This window comes from Veronia pacifica, assembly GCF_001707825.1.
In the GTDB taxonomy this organism is placed as follows: Bacteria; Pseudomonadota; Gammaproteobacteria; order Enterobacterales; family Vibrionaceae; genus Veronia; species Veronia pacifica.
Window position 1 is genome coordinate 1 of record NZ_LYBM01000028.1, and the last position, 26,335, is coordinate 26,335.

Consider the following 26,335-nt stretch of genomic DNA (forward strand, 5'->3'; position numbering starts at 1 on the left):
CATTTCTGACTGGGCTTACCCTGTCAGAGGTCGCCTATAATACCCATCCATCAGATAGACTCAAGTGTTTTATGCACTTTTTCGGTCTACTCGATTCAACCGGCTAAACTGACAGCGAAAATCGCTTATTAAGAATGCGAATACTCAATAATTGTTCTCTCAAACAAAACTTCTAAATCACAAAGAATGGGGTTAACTACCTCTGAAAGTTAAAAACTGTGGTCTTTGACTTAGATGATGACGAATTGATCTATGTCAGTACTCAGAGACTGAAAGACTGGCATTCTTCTCCGCAAGTTAACGGCATAGAGATAATAATGGAATATTGGCTCAGTCTCTTTTTTGGAGACTCGATGGGAATCGCCTCGCTTATCATGCTATTTCGCATGTTGGCCGTATTATAGGTTTTATCGGATGCTTCATCTCTCAGACAGTATCCGCACCAGCTCCATAATCTATCACTATCAGCCTAATTGTTGTGGCAGCCAGTGACTCAGGTCACTGGCTATTTTTTTCTCCCGTCATGTGAACGATTCCCTTACTGAATCTCGTATTTTAGAGTGAGACCTAATAACACTTGTTCGCTATACTGAGCGAACGTTCCACTGAAGCTCTAAAGATTATGAACGGAAACAACGACGCTGACCTATTCAAGGAAATGATGGCAGACGTTGCCCCTATCAGCAACGACACCGTCGAGCCTTCTCAGAAATCCCATAAGCCTACGGATGCACAACTCGCTCGCCAACTCGCTGCCCAGTCATTAAACGAGGGCGACCCTGAATATCTCTCTCTGGATTTTGTCCGCATGATAAAACCAGATGATATCGTCGCCTTTAAACGTCCAGGCGTTCAGGATGGGGTATATCGGAAGCTCCGTCTCGGAAAGTATGATATTCAGGCCCGTCTGGACCTACATAAGATGACGCTTAAAGATGCAAGAACAGAAATTTTGCGGTTCTTGAGACAATGCCAAAAAATGGATATCCGAACCGTTATCATTGTGCACGGTAAAGGAGAGCGTTCGACGCCACCAGCAAGGATGAAGAGTTTTGTCAGTCAGTGGCTGGAACAAATTTCAGAGGTTATGTGCTTTCACTCTGCACAAAGGCATCAAGGCGGTACGGGTGCACTTTATATACTGCTGAAGAAGAGCCAAGATAAAAAACTCGAAAACCGCGAACGACACATGCACAGAACGGGCTAAGCACTCCCCTCATAACGGGTTAAAAGAAGCACGATCAAGTCGTGCTTCTCCTATCACTCTATCATTCACCACGGTATCACTACACGAATAGCCAATAAGATAAGTAAGACACCAGATAGGCGGTCTATAGTAACAGCGTGAGTCTGGAGCCGCCCCAGAATACTGGTCGAGGACAGTGCGAAAGCTACCAGTGTGTACCAGAGGCCATCAATAACAAACGGTGTGACCACGATAATGGCTCGACTGCTGAGGTCTGTGCCGAGGGCAACGAACTGGCTGAATAGAGCAAGGAAGAAGAGTGCCAGTTTTGGGTTAAGTACAGAAATCATCGCGCCATCCCGAACTGCCTCAACGATACTGCTTTGTTCACCTGACACGATTCTGTCTGCTACGCCACCTTTAGACCGCAGTGATTTAAACCCCAGCCAAGCCAGATACAGGGCTCCTGCATAAGCAAGCGCATTGAACAAAGTCGGTGTTTCTTTTAACACGACTGCAAGACCAAGAAGGGACAATACGGCATACACCCCTACCCCTAGCGCGTGCGCCCAGGCAGCGGCAATACCGTGCAAACGTCCACCTGATAAACTGTGCTTCGCCATGACCACTAAACTAGGGCCAGGTGACATTGCGCCAAGTACACAAACAAGCGCCAGACCGAACCATGCTGATATTGTCATTTAACGCTCCTGGAATTTGGCAATTTCAGCCATCTTACCATTAGTGAGGGCCAGTAAATCAGCCGGAGCCAGCTCAATTTCAAGTCCCCGCTTCCCTGCACTGACAAACACCACATCATAGTCTGCTGCCGACTGATCAATCCATGTAGGCAGGCGCTTTTTCTGACCAAGTGGACTAATACCCCCAACCAGATAACCTGTCACTTTTTGGGCAAGTTCAGGGTCAGCCATTTCAGCCTTTTTCACCCCGGCAGCTTTGGCAGCAGCCTTTAGGTCAAGCATTGCAGAGACGGGCACGACGGCAACAGCCAACGCCTTAGGATCGCCATTAAGGGAAAAAAGTAAGGTTTTAAACACGGTAGCTGGATCCTGATTTAACTTTTCGACCGCTTCAGTACCAAAATTAGGGTTAGCTGGATCGTGATGATAACTGTGTAGATTAAATTCAATACCTGCTTTTTCTGCTGCTTTCACTGCTGGTGTCATACTGCATTCCTCCTGAACGTAAAATAATACATACACAGAGACCTATCACCTCTCCGGGCTGAGTTTATTGCTTTACGGGCGAAAAAAAAGCGCTGATAACAGCGCTTTCTTCGTTTTTAGTTCGATTTACTTGTAAACCATTTCACCATTAGGCGCATAGTCGTTCACATTAATCGGGCTATTTTTCTCGAGAACTCTTTCAGCACTTCTGCATCAACAAAACCCGTGTTTACGTTACCTGGGTGTTTGTTAAGTTTCGGGTAGCCATCACCACCTGCAGCATTGTAGCTAGGTACGGTGAATCGGTAAGTCTTATCCAGATCCAGCGCGTTACCGCCAATCTTAACATCACTGACCTTGTCACCTTCCACTACCATGGAAATGCCGTAGAACTGCGCGTAAGCACCTGAGTCTACTGGCTTGGTAGCAACAACGTTCAGGTAATCCAGTACTTCTTTACCGGACATGTCTGTGTAAGTCACCATGTTGCCGAATGGCTGAACGGTCAGCACATCTTTGTACGTGACATCACCGCCCTCGATTGAGTCGCGCACACCGCCAGAGTTCATCACTGCAAAGTCTGCTTTCGCACGTTCTTTATGCGCTGCAGCAATCATACGGCCAAGGTTAGTCTGTTGGAAACGTACAACATGACGATCACCTTCGAGCTTGCCATCGGTTTCAGCGATCTTCTTGCTCAGTTCACCCTGACCTTTCTCCTGATATGGCTGAAGGAAGGCTTTCAATGAAGGATCCTGAGGGATTTCTTCTTGAATGAAGACACGTTTTTTCTCACCGTTAATCTTCACTTTCTTTTTCAGGTTAACCGGGATCAAGTCATAAGAGACCAGGTTCAATTCGCCGTTACGGAAGGTAAAATCAGCCTTGCCGACGTATTTACCCCACTCGTAAGCCTGAACAATCCAGGTACCATTCTGGTTGTCTGGTTGACACTCATCACCTGGTTTGAAGCCCTTTTTAAGAAGGTTTCTACCTTCCATACAAACAGGCTCCTGAGAGTGACCACCAACGACCATGTCCAGATCGCCTTCTGGTAGGTAGCGTGCCAGTGCAACATCACCTGGTGCGTTGATACCGCGCTGACCATCAACGTAGTGCCCCATGTGAGTCGCAGCGATAACTACGTCTGGCTTTTCATTTTCTTTCAGTTCGGCAATAACTTTGGCCGCTTCAGCTTTCGGATCACGGAAATCCAGACCGCTGATAAACTCAGGGTTACCTAGTTTCGCAGTGTCTTCAGTCGTCAGGCCAATAACAGCAATCTTCAGACCATTACGCTCGAAAATTTCATACGCCTGAAACTTACGTTTGCCTGTTTTCTTGTCATAAATGTTGGCAGACAGCATCGGGAAGTCTGCCCAGTTCATTTGTTTCTCAAGCACTGAAAGAGGGTTATCAAATTCGTGGTTGCCCAGTGCCATTGCATCGTAGCCGATTTGTGTCATGCCTTTAAAATCAGGCTCTGCATCCTGCAGATCAGACTCTGGCACACCAGTATTGATGTCACCGCCAGAGAGCAGTAACACTGCACTTCCTTGCTTTTCGGCATCTGCACGCAATCTGTCTATAAGAGTCTTACGGGCAGCCATACCATACTCACCATATTTGTTATTCCAAAAACGGCCATGGTGGTCATTGGTATGAAGAATAGTAAGGTTATATGTTGTGTCTGGTTTCCAACTTGGAACTGCCGCCTTATCAGAAGTTGCGCAGCCTGACAAAGAAGCCAGTAATGCAGCACTGATTGCTGCTTTGAGGGAGAGACGAGCCATCATTGGGTTACCCTATTTAGTCAGTCCATAATATCTGAAAAAGCCAGGCAACAGCCTGGCATTCACGCTCACGGACAGAGTCTAAATAAACCCGGTAACAGTGACACTATTGATTCAAAAAGCTGCGCTTTAGATCACCTAATTTGCATCTTTATGTGAACCAAGATCTACACTGTGTACTTTTATTTGTACTTTTTGCGACTGGTAAGCCAAACACTGACGACAGCAGAAACAGCCAGCAATAGGCAGTACCAAGAGTGGGAAACAACCTCAAGCGGAGACAGACCAAAAGTCGATCCCAACAGCAATGCCTGCGCACCGTAAGGCAGTAATCCCTGAACGACACACGAAAAGATATCCAGCAGGCTGGCACTGCGTTTGCTGTCGATTTCGTTCTCTTCCGCCAGAGAGCGAGCCACACCACCTGAAACAATAATGGCAACCGTGTTGTTAGCTGTTGATACATTGGCAAGGCTAACTAACGCAGCTATACCGAGCTCTCCGGCCTTGGTGTCTTTACCCTTTGTTGTTGAGCGCCCAATAAGACTGTTCAGTTTCTGAGTGATAAAAGCCAAACCGCCTTGCTGACGCATCATTTCAGCTAGACCACCTATGAGTAGAGACAGTAAAAAGATTTCCTGCATATTGCTGAAACCTTGGTAAACCGTCTTACCAAACTCCATAACAGCGAAGTCTCCCGTACTTGCAAAACCTGCCAGAGCGGCAAGTACAATTCCCAGAGACAGCACGACGAAAACATTTAGACCATAGACAGCCAGCGCCAGAATAGTCAGGTAAGGGATAACCGCAAGGATATCTATCTTCTCAACAACCGGTGTTTCTGACGCCTCATTGGCAAATGCAAAAATAGCGAAAACCACGAGCGCAGCAGGCAGCGCGATTCTGAAGTTCTCACGAAATTTATCTCTCATCTCACAGCCCTGTGAGCGAGTGGCAGCAATCGTGGTATCGGAGATAATAGAAAGGTTGTCACCAAACATTGCACCACTCATGACAACACCTGCCATCAACGCTGGGTCAATACCAGTTTTTTCAGCGATGCCAAGAGCAACAGGGGCGATGGCCGCAATGGTACCCATTGATGTTCCCATTGAGGTCGAGATAAATGCAGCAATGAGGAACAGTCCCGGCAGGATCAACCAGCCCGGTAATAATGTAAGACCCAAATTAACCGTTGCATCTACGCCACCGCTGGCTTTAGCTACCGCAGCAAAAGCACCTGCCAGTAGATAAATCAGACACATACTAATAATATCTGGGTGTGAGACACCATTGATGAACTGTGAAATAGCAGTATTTAGCTTTTCACGACTAAGTAAAATAGCCAGTACGATAGCCGGTAGAATGGCTATTGGAGCTGGTAATTGGTAAAAGGCAAAATCCACATCTTGCGACGTCAAATAAAAGCCCGTACCGATAAAGATGGTTAGAAAAAGAAGGAGCGGGAGTAAAGCAACCGAAGACGGCCTGATCGATGATTCTGTTGTAGTTCTCATTGTGTTCTTGCAGTGTTTTTATGATGTAAACCGCAGATTAATCACTTTTGATATATCAGTCAACTTATAGACGTCTAAACGTCCAAACAAAACAATCCATCATATAACGGTTAGTAAGGACACATTTATCTAAAAATGAATCCACTTAACTTGTAGAGCTTTTGATGCAATCAAGTGTATTAGATGTTGATTATTTACCTTCAGCAGTGACACAAACGATTGTTTATGCGCGTAAAGTTTTATTAATGACCTATCTGATTATGATTAAGCAAATATATGCCTAAAAAAGTATAAAGAATGATTAATATTTGCCGTTAAGTAGGTAACTGGCTTTTCAAGTGGATGAAAAGCTCAATAACAATAATTCCTAAAACTCTGTGGGCCATTTCCGAAAACGTCCACCCCGTTTGATGCATGGAAAACACAATGAATATTTCTCTCAAACAAAAACTCATCGGCGCGTGCCTTGCTGCAATCGTTCTTATGGCTGCAGTTCTTTCAACACTTACAGCCAGCCAGACTCATACGCAAACATTGAAAAACGTAAAAAGCCGGGTTGGTATCACAACATCATTAACCAGTGAGAATATTAACGCTTGGTTTGGTTCCAAAATTGCTGCAGTGGAAGGGTTTGCAAAAACAGCTCCATGGGATGATACCGCTCAAGCACTTAAGCTGACCAAGATGTCTGCCGATTTTTCTATCACATTTTATGGCAAAGCGGATGGCAATATCTATCTGTCGAATGGTGAAACTCCCCCCATCGATCCAAGAAGCCGCCCATGGTACACCTTGGCAAAAGAAACTAACCGAAGCGTTATTACTGACAAGTATGTAGACGCTATCACTGGAAAGCTGATGGTAACAGTCGCCAGCCCTGTTATGGTCAATGGTCGCTTCGATGGTGTGATCGGCGGTGACCTGCCTTTGGACAAACTGCTGGAGAGTATCAGTCAGATAAAAGTGGGACAGAATGCTTTCGTCATGTTGCTTGATGCCAAAAGCCAACTTCTCGCCCACCCAAGCGGCCACCTGACGGGTAAATCGATCAATCAATACAACCGCGAGCTCAATCCAACCATTATTGTTAATGCAGTGAAAAGCGGTGACTTAGTGACTCTGCCAATGGATGGTAAAGAGAAATTTTACTACTTCTCAGCATTACCAAATTCTGACTGGGTTATTGGTATTGAGCTGGACTCAGAAACAGAAATGTCAGCTTACCACGATATGATGTTTGACTCCGCCGCATTGGGCATTGTCCTTGCCCTGGTTATCATCTTGTCAGCTGCGTGGTTAGTTAACTATCTGTTCCGTGATTTACAGCGCGTATCAGAAGCTATGGAAGAAATTGCCAGTGGTGAGGCTGATCTGACACAGCGTCTCGAACCAAACAGTAACGACGAAGTAGGAAGGCTAGCAGTAAACTTTAATACCTTTGTCGGTAATATCTTCACCACGTTGAGCGCCGTTAAACAAGTCAGTGAATCTCTTTCGCAGCAGGCAAGTGTCTCTGCAGAATTTACCAAAACCAGCAGTGAGCGCATCCGTCTTCAGCAAGACGAAATTAATATGGTTGCCACGGCTATCAATGAAATGTCTGCAGCAACGCAGGAAATTGCAGGTAACGCAGAGACAACTGCGCACCTTTCCGGTGAAGCAGTGACCTGTTCTCAGTCAGGCGCAGGTCAGGTTACCCAGAGCCAGAATTCCATCAGCAACTTATCACAGGAAGTAGAAACAGCCACCAATGTGATCACTGAGCTCAATCAGCATGCACAAAGCATCAGCTCTATTCTGGCTACCATTCAGGATATCGCAGAGCAAACTAACCTGCTGGCATTGAACGCGGCCATTGAGGCAGCACGTGCCGGTGAACAGGGACGAGGCTTTGCTGTTGTAGCAGACGAGGTAAGGGTTCTCAGTCAGCGTACTCACGATTCAACACGTGAGATTCAGTCTATGATTGAAACGCTGCAAAATACCACTGGCTCGGCAGTCACTATTATGAATGACAGTCGTCACCTTGCAGGCACCAGTGTTGATGATGCGATATCTGCCACTGCGAGCCTCTCGCAAATTACCAGTGCAGTATCATCAATCAGCGATATGGCTACGCAAATTGCATCCGCTGCAGAAGAACAATCTCTGGTAACCTCTGAGATCACCCGAAATACACAGGGTATTAAAGACGCGTCAGATCTTCTGGCTGAGGAAGCAACAGCAGCGGCCGCTCAGGCCAGCGAGCTGTCAAACCTGTCAGGTCAGCTGAGTAAGGAAATTTCTCGCTTCGGTCTGTAATTACTGTGCCCCCGGTAGCCGTTCTCAGTTACCGGGTCTCCGTGTACAGCACAACAGATATGAGCAATAAATGATAGCGACAAAAAAAGCCGGCAAACGCCGGCTTTTCATTTATTCCGTATGTCCTAGCGAATATCGATATCTTCGAAGCTTTTCACCAGATCATCCAATGCCTTCATTTGCTTGAGGAAAGGCTCAAGCTTATTCAGTGGCAAGGCAGAAGGGCCATCACAGCGTGCATTATCTGGGTCTGGATGAGCTTCTATGAACAAGCCTGCAATCTTGGTACCTAGACCAGCACGGGCCAGATCAACGGTCTGCTCACGACGGCCTCCAGATGCGGCACCCAATGGATCACGGCATTGAAGCGCATGGGTAACATCAAAGATGATTGGGCTACCGTTACTGGCTTTTTTCATGACATCAAAGCCAAGCATGTCGACAACCAGATTGTCGTAACCCATGCATGAACCGCGTTCACACAAAATGACTTTTTCGTTACCACATTCAGCAAACTTATCGACAATATTCCCGACCTGACCCGGACTCATAAATTGCGGTTTTTTCACATTGATCACAGCGTCGGTTTTGGCCATCGCCTCAACGAGATCGGTTTGTCTGGCCAGAAAAGCTGGGAGCTGAATGACATCAACCACTTCTGATACTGGCTGCGCCTGATGTATCTCATGAATATCAGTGATGACTTTGACGCCAAAAGTAGATTTCAGTTCTTCAAAGATCCGCATGCCCTCTTCCATACCCGGCCCACGGTATGAATGTACCGAGGAACGGTTTGCTTTATCGAAAGAGGCTTTAAATACATAAGGGATGCCCAATTTCTGGGTTACTTCCACGTAGTGCTCACAAATCTGCATCGCCAGATCGCGTGATTCCAGAACGTTCATCCCTGCAAAGAGAACGAAAGGCTGATCATTGGCAACGTTAACATCACCAATGTGCACCGTTTTTTGTACTGTCATGATAAATTCCTGATTAGTGGAATGTCGGTTCCTGAGCAGTGAGTACCTTCACCTGAATTTTCAACAGTTCGGCGGCCGGATCATCCGGGCACTGCTCAATAAAATACTCATAGTCACTGACGGCAACCCAGTCACAGTCCAACTGCTGGAAGATGTAACCTCGGTCTCTGATTTCATAAGGATCATCAGGACTGAAAGAGAGGGCAAGCTCGCTGCATCGAAGTGCGTTGGTATAGTTTTCTTCGCGTAAGAAGGCGCTTTTGATCACAGCCAACCAACGGCCGATAATGGTCGAGTTGTCCGAGCTTTCCAAATGTTCTTCAGCGAGCTCTGCTGTTGGTCCTTTCTGACCTATCAACCAACCGCGAAGTATCCTCTGCGAAATAAATTCACCGTTTAACGGATTGATAAACACAGATTCCCTGTCACGCCAGTCGACTTTCACCACCAGCTGTGTCGGAAAGGCAACGGCCTTAATGGGTAAGTCCAGTTTCTGCCCAAAGTAAACCAATAGCGCGCCAAGGCTAACAGGGATCCCCTGCTGACGCTCAAGTACCTTGTCAATGAAAGCACTCTCAGAATCGAAAAACTGGTGTATATCACCGCGAAAATTCCATTCTTTGTAGAAGACACGTAACAGCCCCTCGAGGCGGAGTTGCTCGTTGGACTCCATCGCCAGCTTATCATTCAGATCAGCCAGCATCAGTTCTAATTTTTGTTTTACCCAGATGGTCTGAGTGGCCGGTACAATGGCCGCGTTAAGAGCCAATGCCGCTTCCAGAAGGGACACGGACTCCAATTCCTGTTCACTAAATTCAAACATACTTCATCACAGTAAAAAGGATGATTTACTTAATGCCAGAGTCGCTGCCGCATATACCCAGCCAAGCGCTCCTCCGAAAGCAAAAACCCTGTATAACTTACCCGCCTGCGGTCTCATAGCGACAACGCCAAGTGCAATATACGCGAGGACACATGTAATCTTCTCTGTCAGCCACTGCCCTCCCTCAGTGAAGGGGATAAATCCAGTGATCACGATCAGTGAAATACCAGAGGCCAACAATACGGTATCGATAATATGGGGCGACACCTTAACCCATTTTTTCTGACTCATCTGGCTGCCTGCAAGCTGCCAAGAAAAGCGGACGATAAAAAATGTCACACTGATGGCAATAGCCAGCAGGTGAATATGCTTCAACGCAGAGTACATTGTCCCAAGCTCCAGTTATTTGTTATGGCAGTACCGTCCACGTGTTACGCGGTCAAGGTCTGCATAATCTTTTATTGTTTCCACTTCAGTAAATCCTGCGGACAGGAAGAGTTCCCTTACGGACTCGCCCTGATCATAGCCATGCTCAATCAGTAACCAGCCCTCGTGACTAAGAAATTGGGGGCTGTAAAAACATATATGACGAATATCCGCCAGACCGTGATCATCAGCGGTCAAGGCTGAGGAAGGCTCAAACCTCACATCCCCCTGACTGAGGTGTGGGTCTTCAGGATCTATATACGGTGGATTGCTTACGATAACATCAAACGGCTGAGACGTCGAAGTAGACACGGCATCAAACCAGCTACTTTGAAGGAAGCTGGCATTGTTGAGTTTCAGTTTTTCTCGGTTACGCGTGGCCAACGCGACGGCTTCATGCCTGAGGTCGACACCTATGACCGAGATGCCCGGATTTTCAGATGCAATGGCTAAGGCAATCGCGCCTGTACCTGTGCCAAGGTCAAGAACAGATCGACATGCGGAAGTAATTTTTTCCAATGCCAGTTCCACTAACCTCTCGGTATCCGGCCTTGGTATTAGGGTGCTGGGTTCGACATCAAGCTCTAGCGACCAAAATTCACGCGTGCCAGTTATGTAAGCAACAGGCTCTCCCTGACAACGACGTTTGATCAATTGCTGGTACCCAGACAACTGCTGTTCAGTGAGCGTCTTATCCGGCCAGGTGAACAAGTAGCTGCTCGGTTTGTCCAGTAAATGACAAAGTAATACCGACGCATCAATTCTGGCGGAGGGGCTTTGAGCGCATTCCAAATGTTCGGCAGCCTGCTTTAAGGCTGCCTCAATGGTTACTGACATCAGTTCTGGTCTGCCAGCGCCGCCAACTGATCTGCCTGGAATTCCTGAACAATAGGTTCGATCAGGCTATTAAGTTCGCCCTGCATCACTTCGTCAAGACGATAAATCGTCAGGTTGATGCGGTGATCAGACACCCTACCCTGCGGATAGTTATAAGTACGGATACGATCTGAGCGGTCACCAGAACCCAGAAGGTTTCGGCGCTCACTCGCTTCCTCTGCAGCACGTTTTTCCTCTTCAGCTTTAATCAGCCGGGCCGCCAAAACTGACATGGCTTTCGCCTTGTTCTTGTGCTGCGAACGCTCATCCTGACATTCAACCACTGTACCCGTTGGCAAGTGGGTAATACGAATCGCTGAATCGGTGGTGTTGACGTGCTGACCACCCGCGCCTGAGGCACGGAAAGTATCAATTTTCAGGTCTGATGGGTTAATTTCAGGGATCTCTGCTTCAGGGATCTCAGGCAAAATAGCCACAGTACACGCCGATGTATGAACTCGGCCTTGTGACTCCGTAGCCGGAACACGCTGAACACGGTGACCGCCTGATTCAAACTTCATGACGCCGTAAGCACCGTCACCGTTGACTTTGGCAATCATTTCTTTGTAACCGCCGTGCTCACCAACGTTGGCGTTGACCACTTCAACTTTCCAGCCAAGTGATTCTGCATAACGGCTGTACATACGGAACAAGTCACCTGCAAATATTGCGGCTTCATCACCACCAGCACCAGCGCGGATTTCAAGGAAGCAGTTACGTTCGTCATTCGGGTCTTTCGGCAACAGAAGTACCTGCAATTCGTCACTCAGCCGAATGATTTCAGCTTTGGCTTCTTTGATCTCCTCCTGCGCCATTTCGCGCATTTCAGGATCATCTTCGCTGGCCATTTCTTCGGCAGCCTGAAGATTTTCCTCAGCCTGACGATATGACTCAAAGCACTTGGTGACCTCTTCGAGCTGGCTGTACTCTTTCGACAAGGCTCGGAACTTGTCCTGATCACCAATAATGGCAGGATCGCCGAGGAGATGCTGAACTTCTTCGTAACGCTCAGCAAGCATTTCTAATTTAGTAACAATCGATGGTTTCATAGTGGATATTCAGGCTTACTTGTCGGCATCGAGGCCAAGGCTGCGGCGCAAAACAGACAGGGTACTTGTATCTCCCCGGCTTGCGGCTGACTGCATAGCCTGCGTCGGTGCATGTATGAGTTTATTGGTCAGTTTATTGCTGAGCTCTGTCAGCACTTTTTCCGCATCAGCACCATTGGCTAATGCTTGTAGGCTTTTGTTCAAAATTTCGGCCTTTGCAGACTCCGACTGGGCTCGGTATTGTTTGATAGTTTCTACCGATTCCAAGCCGCGAATCCAGGCCATGAACCCGTCACTTTCTTCGCCAACGATCCCTTCCGCTTTAATAGCCGCCAGTTTGCGTTGTTCTATGTTGCGTTCAACAATAGATTGAAGATCGTCAACGGTGTACAGGTAAGCATCGTTCAGCTCACCGACTTCTTCCTCAATATCACGAGGAACAGCAATATCAATCAAGAGCATAGGCTGGTGACGACGCGCTTTTATTGCTTTTTCAACCATACCTTTGCCGATAAGAGGCAGCGGAGCTGCGGTGGAGCTAATCACAATATCTGCCCGGTGCATATGCTCAGGGATCGCCTCCAGCGCAATGATCTCAGCGCCAAAGTTGTCTGCCAGTTCTCTTGCCCTCTCATGAGTCCGATTGGCAACAATCAGTTTTTTGCATTCATGTTCAGCAAGATGTTTGGCAACCAGTTCAATCGTTTCGCCAGCGCCAACCAAAAGCACTGTCGTCTCTCGGAGCGATTCGAAGATTTGGCGTGCCAGCGTACAGGCCGCAAAAGCAACAGAAACAGCATTACCACCAATATCGGTCTCAGTTCGGATCCGTTTGGCGACAGTGAATGATTTTTGAAACAACTTGTCCAACGCACCAGAAATAGTGTTTTCATCTGCCGCGTCGGCATAAGAGTTTTTTACCTGCCCGAGAATCTGGGGCTCTCCCAGAACGAGGGAATCTAACCCTGAAGCAACGCGCATAAGGTGTTCCACCGCAGCCTGGCCGTGGTGAGCGTAAAGATAAGGCAATAAGGTTTCAGCATCAAGATGATGGAATTGAGACAACCAATTGACGACTCCGTCCTGACCCGCGTTATTCAGCTCGCAGTAGATTTCTGTCCTGTTACACGTAGATATAATAACCCCGCTCCGCACATCTGGCTGCTCTTTGAGCTGGCGGAGAGCATCTCGTAATTGTTGTGGTGAAAAAGAAACTTTTTCACGCAGGTCGACCGAGGCGGTCTTATGGTTTATTCCTAGAACTAACAAGCTCATTAAGTAGCGTTACCGACAGCACCAGATGAAATCCGAGCCGTGGATTTTACTTTAAGGGCCCGTCGAATTAAAGATAACATTGATACCGTTATACCGCTATCCACAATAATTGTGACACTTTTGTTCAGTCAGGGGCATTAGCCGTATTTTACTGTCTGATATTTCAACAAATGCAGAAAATTAGCAGTCTGGCTTTGCATCCTTTACCCGGTAAGAGACATAATGCCTTTCCGTTTTAAAAGGAGTTTTCCCCATGTTCCGTCCGGTATTTTTGTCCCTAATCAGCTTTTGCCTACTCATAGTGTCTGGCTGCACCTCATTAACAAAGACATCATCAGGAACATGGGAAAGCCACCAGGCACAACTGCAAACACTAAACCGTTTTCAACTGAGCGGAAAAGTCGGTTTTATCAGTCTTAAGCAGCGGGTCTCTGCTAACTTTGTCTGGAAACAAGACAATCAAAACATAGAACTTAGACTCTACAATTTTTCTGGCACCTTACTAACGCTCAATACCACAGGAAAAGAGACAAGGGTGACAGACAAAGACGGCACCACTTATTTCGGTGCTGACGCGCAAAGCCTAATAAAACGGCTGACAGGTATTAATTTACCTCTAAATAATCTCCCCGGCTGGCTAAAAGGCTTACCGGGCCAAAATGAGGATTTTATCCTCGATAGCGACGAAAAAGTGAATACTATCACCAGCCGCCAACCTGGTGCCGACTGGACGCTCAGTTACCCAAGTTACACCAATACAGACGACATCGTCTTGCCCTCTCGCATCAGAATGAACAATGATAGCCAACGGGTAAAGATCGACATATCAGACTGGATATTATAACCATGACGACAACCACATCGGTCTGGCCCTCACCGGCCAAACTCAATCTTTTTCTCTACATCACCGGACAACGCGCCGACGGCTATCACGAGCTGCAAACCCTGTTTCAGTTCCTTGACTACGGCGATACATTGTCAATCACCCCAAATGATTCTGGTCATATCACACTAAGCCCGGAACTCGAGGGTGTACCCCTTGAGAGCAACCTAATATTCAAAGCCGCCAGCGCATTAAAAAAACGGTCTGGCATTACCAAAGGCGTTCATATTCATCTTGATAAAGTACTCCCTATGGGAGGCGGAATCGGAGGGGGATCATCAAACGCTGCAACCACACTCGTCGCTCTCAATAAACTGTGGAACCTCGGATTAGACGAAAATACACTTGCTGAGATTGGTGTAGCTCTCGGTGCCGATGTGCCGGTTTTTGTGAGGGGGCGCACCGCGTTTGCTGAAGGTATCGGTGAGAGGTTACAGCCCGCAGAAGCACCAGAAAAGTGGTTTTTAGTCGCAAAACCTGCGGTAAGTATTGCCACTGAAAGCATTTTTTCTCATCCAGATTTGCCAAGAAATACTCCCAGCAGAGCATTAACTGAACTATTATCTACAAAAAACGAAAACGATTGCGAAAAGATAGTAAGAGAGTTATTTCCAGAGGTTGATAAGGCTCTAGCGTGGCTGTTAGAATACGCGCCGTCGAGACTGACCGGGACAGGTGCCTGTGTTTTTGCTGAATTTGACAGTGAACAGGAAGCCCGCGACGTCCACAAAAATTTGCCCGACTGGCTCAGTGGCTTTGTTGCTCAAGGTGTCAACCGCTCACCGCTGTTATCGGCCCTTGATGATAATGCTGCTTGAGACAGAAAATACTCAATGGATTCAACCCCGAGGTTTTCCACCGTGCCTGATATGAAGCTGTTTGCTGGTAACGCTACTCCAGTTCTCGCCCAACGCATCGCTAACCGTCTCTATATGTCTCTTGGCGACGCGAACGTCGGCCGTTTTTCTGATGGTGAAGTTAGAGTAGAAATCAACGAAAACGTACGGGGTAGTGATGTATTTATTATCCAGTCTACCTGTGCACCGACCAACGACAACCTGATGGAACTGGTTGTTATGATCGACGCGCTACGACGCGCATCTGCAGGCCGTATTACCGCAGTTATCCCTTACTTTGGCTATGCCCGTCAGGATCGTCGCCCTCGCTCAATCCGTGTACCTATCACCGCAAAAGTCATTGCAGACTTCCTGTCTAACGTTGGTGTAGACCGCGTCTTGACCGTCGACCTTCACGCTGACCAGATTCAGGGTTTCTTCGACGTGCCAGTGGATAACATCTTCGGTACGCCAGTATTGCTGGAAGACATGGTTGCAAGAGACCTACAAGATCCTGTCGTCGTTTCTCCTGATATTGGCGGAGTTGTACGTGCACGTGCCACCGCTAAACTGCTGGACGATACCGATATCGCCATCATTGATAAACGTCGCCCACGTGCCAATGTCTCTGAAGTCATGCACCTTATCGGTGACGTGGAAGGCCGCGATTGCATCATCGTTGATGATATGATCGATACTGGCGGTACCCTGTGTAAAGCAGCAGAAGCCTTGAAAAACCGTGGTGCTAAGCGCGTATTCGCCTATGCAACTCACGCTGTCTTCTCAGGTAACGCACCTCAGAACATTAAAGATTCAGTCATTGATGAAGTAATTGTCACTGACTCCATTCCACTGAGCGCTGAAATGCAGGCAACAGGCCGTATTACCCAGCTGACCCTCTCGGGCATGCTGGCTGAAGCAATTCGCCGCATCAGCAATGAAGAATCTATTTCTGCGATGTTTGAATCGTAAGTTAGAGACTCTTCCCGATAAACGCCTCGCTTTGCGGGGCGTTTTTATTTTTGCCTTTCTCCGGCAGGTTTGAGCGACACCGCGACTTAATGGTAGGATAAGCCGCTTTTTGTCTGTGCCGCCCGGGAACGGCTATGCACAGGCCGATAAATTGGTTAAGCCATAACAATGAGAATCTCGCCGTGAGTGATCAAATTCGTCTTTTAGTCGGGCTGGCAAACCCCGGCCCGGAATACGCAAAAACCCGACACAATGCTGGTGCATGGGTGGTAGAAGAATTAGCGCGTATCCATAATGTGCCGTTGAAAGAAGATAAAAAGTATTTTGGTTTGACGGCCAGAATTACACATGCCGGTCAGGATTTACGTCTATTGATACCAACGACTTACATGAACCTGTCTGGTAAATCAGTGGCGGCACTGGCAAAGTTTTTTCAGATCAAACCTGAAGAAATTATGGTGGCGCATGATGAGCTTGATCTCCCTCCGGGTGTTGCCAAATTTAAGAAAGGCGGCGGCCACGGTGGTCATAATGGCTTGCGTGATATCATTAGTAAAATGGGTAACAACAAAGATTTCTATCGTCTGCGACTGGGTATCGGCCATCCCGGCCATAAAGATAAAGTGGCAGGCTTTGTACTTACGAAAGCACCCGCCAGTGAGCAGACTATGATTGAACAGGCGGCCGACGAAGCCGTTCGCTGTATCGATATCCTGCTTAAGGATGATCTGGCCAAGGCGCAAAATCGCCTGCATACGTTCAAAGCGCAATAAGCGTTAACACTATTTTTTAACGAAAAGGTTACCATCTCATGGGTTTTAAATGCGGTATTGTTGGTCTGCCAAACGTCGGCAAATCAACGCTTTTCAATGCACTGACCAAAGCCGGAATCGAAGCGGCCAACTTCCCGTTCTGTACCATTGAACCAAACACGGGCGTGGTACCTGTGCCAGACCTGCGTCTCGACGCGCTGGCAGCGATCGTCAACCCTCAGCGTATCCTTCCTACCACAATGGAATTTGTTGATATTGCTGGCTTAGTTGCTGGTGCATCTAAAGGTGAAGGCCTCGGTAACAAGTTCCTGGCTAACATCCGTGAAACTGATGCAATCGGCCATGTAGTGCGTTGTTTTGAGAATGACAACATTGTTCACGTAGCGGGTAAAGTTGATCCTGCGGAAGATATCGATGTGATCAACACAGAACTTGCACTGGCTGACCTTGAGGCCTGTGAGCGAGCTATTCAGCGTCAGGCTAAAAAAGCGAAAGGCGGTGACCGCGATGCTAAATTCGAGATCAGCGTACTTGAGAAACTGCTTCCGGTGCTGGAAGAAGGTGACATGCTGCGCTCTGTCGAACTGAGCAAAGAAGAAAAAGCTGCGGTCGATTACCTGAACTTCCTGACCATGAAGCCGACTATGTACATCGCCAACGTGAACGACGACGGCTTTGAAAACAACCCTTACCTCGACAAAGTACGTGAGATCGCTGCTGTTGAAGGTGCAACTGTTGTTGCCGTCTGTGCTGAAATTGAAGGCGAAATTGCAGAACTGGATGCAGATGAAGCTGAAGTTTTCCTTGAGGAAATGGGCCTCGATGAGCCGGGCCTGAACCGAGTGATTCGCTCTGGCTACGAATTACTGACACTGCAGACCTACTTTACTGCTGGCGTGAAAGAAGTTCGCGCTTGGACAGTGCCAGTTGGCGCAACGGCACCACAGGCTGCGGGTAAGATTCATACCGACTTTGAAAAAGGCTTCATCCGTGCCGAAGTCGTGGGTTATGACGATTACATTGAAAACAAAGGTGAATCCGGTGCTAAAGACGCAGGTAAATGGCGTCTGGAAGGCAAAGATTACATCGTAAAAGACGGCGACGTGATTCACTTCCGCTTCAACGTGTAACTGACTGCATTCAAAGCATCATGACATACAGAAAAGAGCTGGCATTAAGTCAGCTTTTTTTATTTTTATTTGCGGCAATATCGTCTTTAGTTCGTGACACGGGACGCAATTCGTATTAAAAGTCATCAGCTTGAACAAAAAGGCAGCGACAACGCTGTTTGTATAAAAAAACTGGATAAAAAGGGTTGACGGCCTAGGGACATATTCGCATAATGCGCCCCGCACTAACGGGGATAACCCCGGAAAGAGATGGCTACGTAGCTCAGTTGGTTAGAGCACATCACTCATAATGATGGGGTCACAGGTTCGAATCCCGTCGTAGCCACCATTCTCCTAGTGCCATTCTCATAGAGAAACCATGCGACGGTGGCGGAATTGGTAGACGCGCTAGCTTCAGGTGCTAGTGTCCGAAAGGATGTGAGGGTTCAAGTCCCTCCCCTCGCACCAAAATTTATATTGTTATGCTCAGATGCATGATAATTGTTGGGGTATCGCCAAGCGGTAAGGCAACGGGTTTTGATCCCGTCATTCCCAGGTTCGAATCCTGGTACCCCAGCCACTATTCAGGTTGGCTACGTAGCTCAGTTGGTTAGAGCACATCACTCATAATGATGGGGTCACAGGTTCGAATCCCGTCGTAGCCACCACTTATTCTGGAAGCATTAGCTTTCGACATACGAAACAGAGCTACCATCTGTTTGACTGAAAAGTACGTATGAAAAATTTGCGGCGGTGGCGGAATTGGTAGACGCGCTAGCTTCAGGTGCTAGTGTCCGAAAGGACGTGAGGGTTCAAGTCCCTCCCCCCGCACCAAACAGTGCCAGTAGCTTAACGGGCTATTAGGACAACAATATGCGGAAGTGGCGGAATTGGTAGACGCACCAGATTTAGGTTCTGGCGCCGCAAGGTGTGAGAGTTCAAGTCTCTCCTTCCGCACCATCTCTTGCCCTTCGGGGAGTCAGCAAGATAAAACTGACAATAATACGATGCGACGGTGGCGGAATTGGTAGACGCGCTAGCTTCAGGTGCTAGTGTCCGAAAGGACGTGAGGGTTCAAGTCCCTCCCCTCGCACCAATCGTTTTTTGATTGGGTTGCGTATACTTAAAGTATTGGGGTATCGCCAAGCGGTAAGGCAACGGGTTTTGATCCCGTCATTCCCAGGTTCGAATCCTGGTACCCCAGCCATATTAAGAAAGCTCGCCTACGGCGGGCTTTTTTTGGTTTTGGTGGCTATTTTTCTGATTGAGATAACACGCCATTAAGTACATCGAGAAAAAAGCCTGCAACAATGCAGGCCTCGGACGCATCAGTAAAATAAATATTACCGCTGTCTATGACAGCCCCATCGCGTACTTCAGTATTTGCTCTTTGACCGGACCACTGTTTTCAGCAAGCTTCAAGCCGATATTTCTCAGTGTCACAAGTGGCTTTATCTCGTTGCTGAAACCTGCATAAAACAAATCCATTCCAGTTTGCATCAACAGGTTGTCAGGTCGGCGACGACGCTGGAATGTCCTTAATACCGTCTCATTGCACCACTGCTCCCCGGCTGATGCCACTTCATCAAGCAATACGTCAACATCCTTGAAACCGAGATTGACTCCCTGTCCCGCCAATGGATTGATGGTATGAGCGGCATCACCCAGTACAACAATATTATTTGTATGATATTTCTGCGCATGACGACGGGTAAGAGGGAACACTCCTTTATCAAGCACTTTGATATTACCCAGCTGATCAGGGAAATGAGCACAGATTTCGTCAGCCAGTTTTTTATTGCCCATTGACGTCAATTCTCGGATACGGGCTGGTGCATCGTACCAAACCAAGGACGCCTGATGTCCGGGCAAAGGAAGGAATGAGCGAGGCCCTGTAGGCGTGAACCACTGCCACGTAATATCCTGCTGAGGATCCTCAGTTTCCACGTTAACCAGCATACAATGCTGGCGATAGTCCCACGCTGTGACACCAATACGGGCATAATCTCGAACACGACTGTTAGCCCCGTCGGCACCCACTATCCACTGACCATGTAATTGGCTGCCGTCGTCCAATTCGACAGTATGGCCTTCATCATCAGCCTTGATGGAGGTAATAGTATGCGGGCAGAAAGTGCTGAGTGAAGGCTGTTGCTCGCAAGCCTGCCACAACGCGAGCTGGATAATACGGTTTTCGACAATGAACCCAAGTTCATCAAGGTCGAGCTTATCGTTACTGAAGCGAACCCGACAGTCTGAATGCTCCCAGGTCTCAAGACGGCGATAGGGGCAGACGCGCATCGCGACAACGCTATCCCACACTTTCATTGACCGCAATAGATTCACCGATGCGGGAGAAATTGCAGATACCCTTAAATCCATCGGTTGTTCCGAGGAAAAAGGGGTAGGTAAATCCCGCTCAATCATCGCTACTTTTTTGCCCTGACGGGCTAATCCCAATGCCGTTGCAGCACCGATCATGCCGCCGCCAACAACAATTATTTCAAATTGCTTCATGTCTTTCTTCCATACTGCCCACCACAATCAATCAGTTATTACAGTCAGGCAAAATTCATACCTGCATTCTACCCCCTCAGTTCATGATTGCGACCATTAGATACGGTATCAGCAACTAAAATAGAGAGTGTAATTCGACGGAACGTGATCTAGTCAGCGTTGGTCTAAAACAGTACAATACGCGGCTCGCTGGAACTATGGTCAGAAATTGAGTCATAGTCTAATGAGCAATGTGAATTTTCGGTGTCTCGTTACCCCTGCCTAAGAGCAGTAGCGTGACGGGATAAAGCCGGTGCAAGTAAAATAAACTGTGAGCATACGTGACATGGCGAAGAAACTGCTGATCAAAACCTGGGGCTGCCAGATGAACGAATACGATTCATCGAAAATGGCAGATCTGCTAAATGCGGCTGGCGGCTATGAGCTGACCGAAGAACCTGAAGAGGCAGATGTCCTGCTTCTCAATACCTGTTCTATCCGTGAAAAAGCACAGGAAAAAGTATTCCATCAATTGGGCCGCTGGAAGAATTTAAAAGATCAGAAGCCGGGTCTGGTGATTGGTGTTGGTGGCTGCGTGGCCACACAGGAAGGTGACCATATCCGTGAGCGCGCGCCTTATGTAGATGTTATTTTTGGCCCACAGACACTGCACCGTCTGCCAGAAATGATTAACCAGTCACGTGACGACGAAGCTCCCGTCATGGACATCTCTTTCCCTGAGATCGAGAAGTTTGACCGACTGCCAGAGCCTCGTGCAGAAGGGCCAACAGCCTTTGTTTCTATCATGGAAGGCTGCTCGAAGTACTGCACATTCTGCGTTGTGCCATACACCCGTGGTGAGGAAGTCAGCCGTCCTCTGGATGACGTGCTGTTTGAAATTGCTCAGCTTGCTGAGCAGGGAGTACGTGAGGTAAATCTACTCGGCCAGAATGTTAATGCCTATCGCGGTGAAATGCATGATGGTGATATCTGTACCTTTGCAGAGCTTCTGCGTTATGTTGCGGCTATCGACGGTATTGATCGTATCCGCTATACCACCAGCCACCCTATCGAATTTACCAACGATATCATCGAGGTGTACCGTGATACACCTGAGGTGGTAAGTTTCCTGCACCTGCCTGTCCAGAGTGGTTCCGACCGTATTCTGACCATGATGAAGCGACCGCATACTGCGATTGAATATAAGTCAAAAATCAGAAGGTTGCGTGAGGCACGTCCAGAGATTTCAATCAGCTCAGATTTCATTGTAGGTTTCCCGGGAGAATCTGCGGCAGACTTTGAAGCAACGATGAAGCTGATTCGCGATGTAGACTTTGACATGAGTTTCAGCTTTGTTTACTCGCCTCGTCCGGGTACACCTGCAGCAGATATGCCAGATGATACGCCAGAGCAGGATAAAAAAGAGCGTCTCTATCAGCTTCAGCAACAGATAAACACTCAGGCAATGCGCTACTCACGTCAAATGTTGAACACTGAGCAGCGTATTTTGGTGGAAGGCCCATCAAGAAAAAATCTGATGGAGCTTCGCGGCCGTACTGAGAATAATCGCGTGGTGAATTTTGAGGGCTCAGTTGATTTGATCGGACAATTTGTTGACGTGAAAATTGATGAAGTTATGCCGAATTCTCTTCGTGGTAAACTGATACGTACAGAGAAAGAAATGAACCTGCGGGTTGCCGTATCACCTGCAGAATTAATTGCCAAAACGCGCAAGGAAGATGAACTTGGCGTAGGCGTGTATACTCCATAATAGGAGTATGAGTGCCTCAGTGGCTGAAACGACTGTTGCTGGTAACATGAGTTGCCAGCAATCATTGCGAGGATAGCATTGAACAAAATTATTACTGTTGAAGTATCGCTGGAACCTGCCGATAACACACGACTGGCAAGCCTGTGCGGGCCTTTTGATGACAATATCAAACAACTCGAGCGCCGTCTCGGCGTAGAAATCAATCACCGCAGTCACCAATTCTCCGTTGTAGGAAAATCACACACAGCGACAGCTGCGGTCGACATCATTAAGAGTCTCTATGTTGAAACCGCCCCGGTGAAAGGCCATTACCCTGACCTTGAGCCAGAGCAGGTTCATTTAGCGATCAAAGAAAGCGGTGTGCTTGAACAGAGCACTGAATCATCCATCCCCTATGGTAAAGAGATCAACATCAAAACCAAAAAGGGAGTGATCAAACCACGTACACCTAATCAGGCACAGTACATCAGCAATATGATCACTCACGACATCACTTTTGGTGTGGGTCCTGCAGGTACGGGAAAAACGTATCTGGCCGTTGCTGCAGCAGTTGACGCACTTGAACGTCAAGAGATACGCAGAATACTGCTTACAAGACCTGCGGTTGAAGCTGGCGAGAAGCTCGGCTTTTTACCGGGCGATCTTAGCCAGAAGGTCGATCCTTATCTGCGACCTCTCTACGATGCCCTGTTCGAAATGCTGGGCTTTGAGCGGGTCGAGAAGTTGATCGAGCGCAACGTCATCGAGGTGGCTCCCTTAGCTTACATGCGTGGTCGCACACTCAATGACGCATTCATTATTCTTGATGAAAGTCAGAACACCACGGTGGAACAAATGAAAATGTTCCTGACCCGGATTGGCTTTAACAGCCGCGCCGTGATCACTGGTGATGTTACACAGATTGACTTGCCACGCAACACGCGATCTGGCCTACGCCATGCCATCGAAGTTCTGGCAGAAGTGAATGAGATCAGTTTCAACTTCTTCCAAGCTGATGACGTTGTCCGTCATCCTGTTGTCGCAAGGATTGTACAAGCTTATGACGTTTGGGAAGCAGAGGACGCTCGTGCCCGCAAGGAGGCAGAAAAACGCCGCCGTCAGGAGCGGGAGCAGGCGCTGAACGCAACACAAAATATCCAAACTGAAGAGAAACAACCGTAAATGACTTATTTCCTTGACCTCCAGGTGGCCACGTCTGATACCGACAACCTGCCGACAGAAAAACAGCTCAGCCAATGGTTTGAGCAGGCAATAAAACCGTTCCGTCAGCAGGCAGAGGTCACTGTGCGTATCGTTGATGAATTTGAAAGCCAGTCCCTCAACCGCGATTACCGCGGTAAGGACAAGCCGACAAATGTCCTGTCATTTCCTTTCGATGCCCCACCGGGTATTGAGCTGGATTTGTTAGGCGACTTGATTATTTGCCGTCAGGTCGTTGAGCGTGAAGCACAAGAGCAAAACAAGGAAGTGTATGCCCACTGGGCCCACATGGTTGTACACGGCAGTCTGCATCTGCTAGGTTATGATCATATTGACGATCAAGAAGCGGAAGAAATGGAGTCCCTCGAAATGCGTGTCATGGAAGAGCTTGGATTCCCTAACCCTTACGCCGAAGACGTCGTATAAATTGACTTTGTAAAGAACTGATGAACGAAGACAACTCACAAAGCTCTGAAGGTCCGAGTAGAAAGACCTTCTTCGAACGTATAGGCCAGATCTTTCAGGGAGAGCCGAAAGACAGGCAGGAATTGGTTGATGTTATCCGCGATTCAGAACAAAACGATCTGATCGACGAGGAAACCCGCGGCATGCTGGAAGGCGTTATGCAAATCAGCGAAATGCGGATCCGAGACATCATGATACCCCGTTCGCAGATGGTGACCATAGAGCGCTCTCAACCACTCGAAGATATTATCTCTGTCATTATCGAAGCACAGCATTCACGATATCCCGTGATAAGCGATGATAAAGACCATGTCGAAGGCATTTTGTTGGCCAAAGATCTGTTGCGCTACCTGCGCCCGGATAGCGACCAATTCGATATGGACAAGGTGCTTCGCCCCGCCGATCTGGTCCCTGAAAGCAAGCGGGTTGATCGCCTGCTGAAAGAGTTTCAGGAAGAACGCTACCACATGTCGATTGTTGTCGACGAGTTTGGTGGTGTATCAGGTCTGGTAACCATTGAAGACATCCTTGAAGAAATCGTCGGCGAAATCGAAGACGAGTATGATGACGAAGACGAGCAGGAGATCCGCCGTCTGAGCAAGCATACTTCTCGGTAAAAGCGCTGACGACGCTGGAAGACTTCAACGAGCGATTCGGTTCAAGCTTCAGTGACGAAGACATTGATACCATAGGTGGTTTGGTGATGACCAGTTTCGGTCACTTACCTGGTCGCGGTGAAGAGGTCGATATCGACAACTTCCATTTTAAAGTGACCGCAGCAGACAGTCGACGCATCATTCAATTACAGGTTACTATTCCAGAGACTAACACTGAAGAAACAGCGTAACCGGATTTATGCTAAAAAATATCATGAAATATAAACGGCCCATCGTGGCCGTTTTTTCTGGCGGATTCGCCACGCTTGGCTTTGACCCGTATTCATTCTGGCCTGCCACCCTCGTATCACTGACAGTGCTGTTGCTTATTATTCATCGGCAGTCTGCCAGAAACGCTTCTGGTCTTGCCTTCCTGTGGGGCCTTGGACACTTTGGCACAGGTATCGCGTGGGTCTATGAGGTTATTTATCATTTCGGTGGCCTGCCACTGCCTGTAGGTCTGATGATCATCGGTCTTTTGATTGTCTACCTCTCACTCTACCCTGCCCTGTTTGGCTATCTGCTGCGGCGATTCACTTCCATCCCCGAAATAGTGACCTTACTGGTCTTCGCCCCGGCATTGTGGCTGATTATTGATTGGCTCAGAGGCTGGATGCTGACGGGTTTTCCATGGCTCTGGCCAGGTTATAGCCAAATTGATAGCCCGTTGGCTGCGTTTGCCCCGTTGCTGGGCGTACAGGGCATTACACTGGCTATGATGTTGATAGCTGGCTCAGTGGTATTAACTCTTTTCAGGCGCGATATAAAGATGCTGATGCCTGCTGCTGTTGTTACTCTGCTCTCGTTGATGCTTGGTCAGGTTTCATGGGTTACCCCGCAGACCGATAAACCAGTAAAAATTGCTATGGTTCAGGGAAATATCTCTCAGGAACTGAAGTGGTTACCGAGCCAGCGCTGGCCAACATTGTTGAGCTACCAGGACATGTCCAGACAAAACTGGGACGCTGACATCATAATCTGGCCAGAAGCAGCAATACCTGCGCTAGAACGCGATTTACCTGACTTTCTGAGCAGACTGGATACGGCAGCACGTTACAACAAAACGGCCCTGATCACTGGTGTCGTTGACCAGAATGACGAAGGGCAGTTTTTCAATAATGTTATTGCTATCGGTATGAATGGCACCGACGGTTATCACTATCCAGCCAGTCATTCTTACAGCAAGCATCACCTGCTGGTGTTCGGTGAGTTTGTTCCATTTGAAGAGTGGTTAAGACCTATCGCACCGCTATTCAATCTCGCCATGTCATCGTTTACCCGAGGTGACTATATTCAACCAAATCTGGTTGCAGCAGGTTACCACCTTGCCCCGGCACTGTGTTTTGAGATCCTGTTCCACCAGCAGGTGAGAGAGAACATCAGACCAGATACGGATTTTATCCTGACTCTGTCAAATGATGCTTGGTTTGGAGACTCTATAGGCCCGCACCAGCACCTTGAAATTGCGAGAATGCGGGCACTTGAGAATGGCAAGCCCGTGCTACGAGCAACCAATACAGGTGTCACCGCCGCGATTGACTACAAGGGTAAGGTTCATGCAGAAATCCCTCAGTTCACTCGTGAAGTACTCCGCACGGAATCAATCACAACACGCGGTGAGACACCCTTCACTCAGTATGGTGAATGGCCGTTGAACGTATGGGTGATTATTTGTCTAATCATTACGGTTGTCGGTGCTCTCAAGCAAAGAAAGGAAAACTGACAATAGACAGGGCCGTTTTCCTGATCAGATTACGGCCC

Annotated in this window: 21 protein-coding genes, 8 tRNA genes and 2 pseudogenes; 20 read left to right on the forward strand and 11 right to left on the reverse strand. The window is 47.9% G+C overall.

Going from position 1 to position 26,335, the window contains the following annotated elements:
* Positions 1–622: 622 nt before the first annotated feature.
* Positions 623–1,207, forward strand: a complete 585-nt coding sequence (gene smrA / locus A8L45_RS14610; RefSeq protein WP_083228356.1) for a DNA endonuclease SmrA — start codon at positions 623–625, stop codon at positions 1,205–1,207.
* Between the two features lie 65 nt (positions 1,208–1,272).
* On the opposite strand, the gene A8L45_RS14615 is transcribed toward smrA, so the two are convergent.
* The 4 genes and pseudogenes from A8L45_RS14615 to A8L45_RS14630 form a co-directional block, all read right to left on the reverse strand.
* The gene (locus A8L45_RS14615) at positions 1,273–1,887 is read right to left on the reverse strand and encodes a LysE family translocator (RefSeq protein WP_068903556.1); all 615 of its coding nucleotides are present in this window, start codon (positions 1,885–1,887) and stop codon (positions 1,273–1,275) included.
* Entirely contained in the window at positions 1,888–2,373 is a 486-nt protein-coding gene (gene ybaK, locus A8L45_RS14620) for a Cys-tRNA(Pro) deacylase (protein WP_068903558.1), read from the reverse strand.
* 126 nt (positions 2,374–2,499) lie between these two features.
* Positions 2,500–4,169: pseudogene (ushA, locus tag A8L45_RS14625) on the reverse strand (bifunctional UDP-sugar hydrolase/5'-nucleotidase UshA).
* A gap of 179 nt (positions 4,170–4,348) precedes the next feature.
* Positions 4,349–5,683 carry a Na+/H+ antiporter NhaC family protein gene (locus tag A8L45_RS14630; protein ID WP_068903560.1) on the reverse strand — a complete coding sequence of 445 codons (1,335 nt, stop codon included), beginning with the start codon at positions 5,681–5,683 and terminating at the stop codon, positions 4,349–4,351.
* A gap of 426 nt (positions 5,684–6,109) precedes the next feature.
* Here A8L45_RS14630 and A8L45_RS14635 point away from each other — a divergent pair, with 426 nt between their 5' ends.
* On the forward strand, positions 6,110–7,984 hold the full coding sequence (locus A8L45_RS14635; RefSeq protein ID WP_068903562.1) for a methyl-accepting chemotaxis protein: 1,875 nt from the start codon (positions 6,110–6,112) through the stop codon (positions 7,982–7,984).
* Between the two features lie 125 nt (positions 7,985–8,109).
* Here A8L45_RS14635 and kdsA read toward each other — a convergent pair whose 3' ends face one another.
* From kdsA to hemA, 6 genes are read right to left on the reverse strand one after another with little or no spacing between them, the layout of a single operon-like run.
* Positions 8,110–8,964, reverse strand: coding sequence for a 3-deoxy-8-phosphooctulonate synthase (gene kdsA / locus A8L45_RS14640; RefSeq protein ID WP_068903564.1), 855 nt, complete (start codon positions 8,962–8,964; stop codon positions 8,110–8,112).
* A 13-nt stretch (positions 8,965–8,977) separates the two neighbouring features.
* Entirely contained in the window at positions 8,978–9,787 is an 810-nt protein-coding gene (locus A8L45_RS14645; RefSeq protein ID WP_068903566.1) for a SirB1 family protein, read from the reverse strand.
* A gap of 6 nt (positions 9,788–9,793) precedes the next feature.
* The gene (locus tag A8L45_RS14650) at positions 9,794–10,174 is read right to left on the reverse strand and encodes a SirB2 family protein (protein ID WP_068903568.1); all 381 of its coding nucleotides are present in this window, start codon (positions 10,172–10,174) and stop codon (positions 9,794–9,796) included.
* A 15-nt stretch (positions 10,175–10,189) separates the two neighbouring features.
* Positions 10,190–11,050, reverse strand: a complete 861-nt coding sequence (prmC, locus tag A8L45_RS14655) for a peptide chain release factor N(5)-glutamine methyltransferase (RefSeq protein ID WP_068903570.1) — start codon at positions 11,048–11,050, stop codon at positions 10,190–10,192.
* A complete protein-coding gene (gene prfA / locus A8L45_RS14660; protein WP_068903573.1) occupies positions 11,050–12,138 on the reverse strand; it encodes a peptide chain release factor 1 in 1,089 nt (362 codons plus the stop codon). Before prfA ends, prmC begins: the two co-directional genes overlap by 1 nt.
* Positions 12,139–12,153: 15 nt before the next feature.
* Positions 12,154–13,413, reverse strand: coding sequence for a glutamyl-tRNA reductase (gene hemA / locus A8L45_RS14665; RefSeq protein ID WP_068903575.1), 1,260 nt, complete (start codon positions 13,411–13,413; stop codon positions 12,154–12,156).
* Positions 13,414–13,666: 253 nt separating this feature from the next.
* On the opposite strand from hemA, the gene lolB reads away from it, so the two are divergent.
* The 13 genes from lolB to A8L45_RS14730 all read left to right on the forward strand — a co-directional run bounded on the left by lolB (position 13,667) and on the right by A8L45_RS14730 (position 19,193).
* The gene (gene lolB / locus A8L45_RS14670) at positions 13,667–14,257 is read left to right on the forward strand and encodes a lipoprotein insertase outer membrane protein LolB (RefSeq protein WP_068903577.1); all 591 of its coding nucleotides are present in this window, start codon (positions 13,667–13,669) and stop codon (positions 14,255–14,257) included.
* Entirely contained in the window at positions 14,245–15,114 is an 870-nt protein-coding gene (gene ispE / locus A8L45_RS14675; protein WP_175401996.1) for a 4-(cytidine 5'-diphospho)-2-C-methyl-D-erythritol kinase, read from the forward strand. The genes lolB and ispE overlap by 13 nt, the downstream gene beginning before the upstream one ends.
* 42 nt (positions 15,115–15,156) lie before the next feature.
* The gene (locus A8L45_RS14680) at positions 15,157–16,104 is read left to right on the forward strand and encodes a ribose-phosphate pyrophosphokinase (protein ID WP_068903660.1); all 948 of its coding nucleotides are present in this window, start codon (positions 15,157–15,159) and stop codon (positions 16,102–16,104) included.
* A 182-nt stretch (positions 16,105–16,286) separates the two neighbouring features.
* Positions 16,287–16,877 carry an aminoacyl-tRNA hydrolase gene (pth, locus tag A8L45_RS14685; RefSeq protein WP_068903662.1) on the forward strand — a complete coding sequence of 197 codons (591 nt, stop codon included), beginning with the start codon at positions 16,287–16,289 and terminating at the stop codon, positions 16,875–16,877.
* Between the two features lie 38 nt (positions 16,878–16,915).
* Positions 16,916–18,007 (forward strand): redox-regulated ATPase YchF, encoded by a 1,092-nt coding sequence (gene ychF / locus A8L45_RS14690; RefSeq protein ID WP_068903581.1) that lies wholly within the window; start codon positions 16,916–16,918, stop codon positions 18,005–18,007.
* Positions 18,008–18,258: 251 nt separating this feature from the next.
* Positions 18,259–18,335: transfer RNA gene (locus A8L45_RS14695), tRNA-Met, on the forward strand.
* Positions 18,336–18,367: 32 nt separating this feature from the next.
* A tRNA-Leu gene (locus A8L45_RS14700) sits at positions 18,368–18,454 on the forward strand.
* A 37-nt stretch (positions 18,455–18,491) separates the two neighbouring features.
* Positions 18,492–18,566, forward strand: a tRNA-Gln gene (locus tag A8L45_RS14705).
* Positions 18,567–18,577: 11 nt separating this feature from the next.
* A tRNA-Met gene (locus A8L45_RS14710) sits at positions 18,578–18,654 on the forward strand.
* Between the two features lie 79 nt (positions 18,655–18,733).
* Positions 18,734–18,820, forward strand: a tRNA-Leu gene (locus A8L45_RS14715).
* 41 nt (positions 18,821–18,861) lie between these two features.
* Positions 18,862–18,946 (forward strand) — tRNA-Leu (locus tag A8L45_RS14720).
* 49 nt (positions 18,947–18,995) lie between these two features.
* Positions 18,996–19,082: transfer RNA gene (locus tag A8L45_RS14725), tRNA-Leu, on the forward strand.
* Positions 19,083–19,118: 36 nt separating this feature from the next.
* Positions 19,119–19,193: transfer RNA gene (locus A8L45_RS14730), tRNA-Gln, on the forward strand.
* 146 nt (positions 19,194–19,339) lie between these two features.
* Here the strand turns inward: A8L45_RS14730 and A8L45_RS14735 are convergent.
* Positions 19,340–20,503, reverse strand: a complete 1,164-nt coding sequence (locus A8L45_RS14735; protein ID WP_068903583.1) for a 2-octaprenyl-3-methyl-6-methoxy-1,4-benzoquinol hydroxylase — start codon at positions 20,501–20,503, stop codon at positions 19,340–19,342.
* 325 nt (positions 20,504–20,828) lie between these two features.
* On the opposite strand from A8L45_RS14735, the gene miaB reads away from it, so the two are divergent.
* The 5 genes and pseudogenes from miaB to lnt all read left to right on the forward strand — a co-directional run bounded on the left by miaB (position 20,829) and on the right by lnt (position 26,297).
* Positions 20,829–22,253: a tRNA (N6-isopentenyl adenosine(37)-C2)-methylthiotransferase MiaB gene (miaB, locus tag A8L45_RS14740; RefSeq protein WP_068903585.1), complete on the forward strand. Its 1,425-nt coding sequence runs from the start codon at positions 20,829–20,831 to the stop codon at positions 22,251–22,253.
* A gap of 78 nt (positions 22,254–22,331) precedes the next feature.
* A complete protein-coding gene (locus A8L45_RS14745) occupies positions 22,332–23,414 on the forward strand; it encodes a PhoH family protein (RefSeq protein ID WP_068903588.1) in 1,083 nt (360 codons plus the stop codon).
* Positions 23,415–23,879 (forward strand): rRNA maturation RNase YbeY, encoded by a 465-nt coding sequence (ybeY, locus tag A8L45_RS14750; protein WP_068903590.1) that lies wholly within the window; start codon positions 23,415–23,417, stop codon positions 23,877–23,879.
* A gap of 20 nt (positions 23,880–23,899) precedes the next feature.
* Positions 23,900–24,765, forward strand: a pseudogene (gene corC, locus A8L45_RS14755) (CNNM family magnesium/cobalt transport protein CorC).
* 23 nt (positions 24,766–24,788) lie between these two features.
* The gene (gene lnt / locus A8L45_RS14760; protein WP_245680736.1) at positions 24,789–26,297 is read left to right on the forward strand and encodes an apolipoprotein N-acyltransferase; all 1,509 of its coding nucleotides are present in this window, start codon (positions 24,789–24,791) and stop codon (positions 26,295–26,297) included.
* Positions 26,298–26,335: the final 38 nt, after the last annotated feature.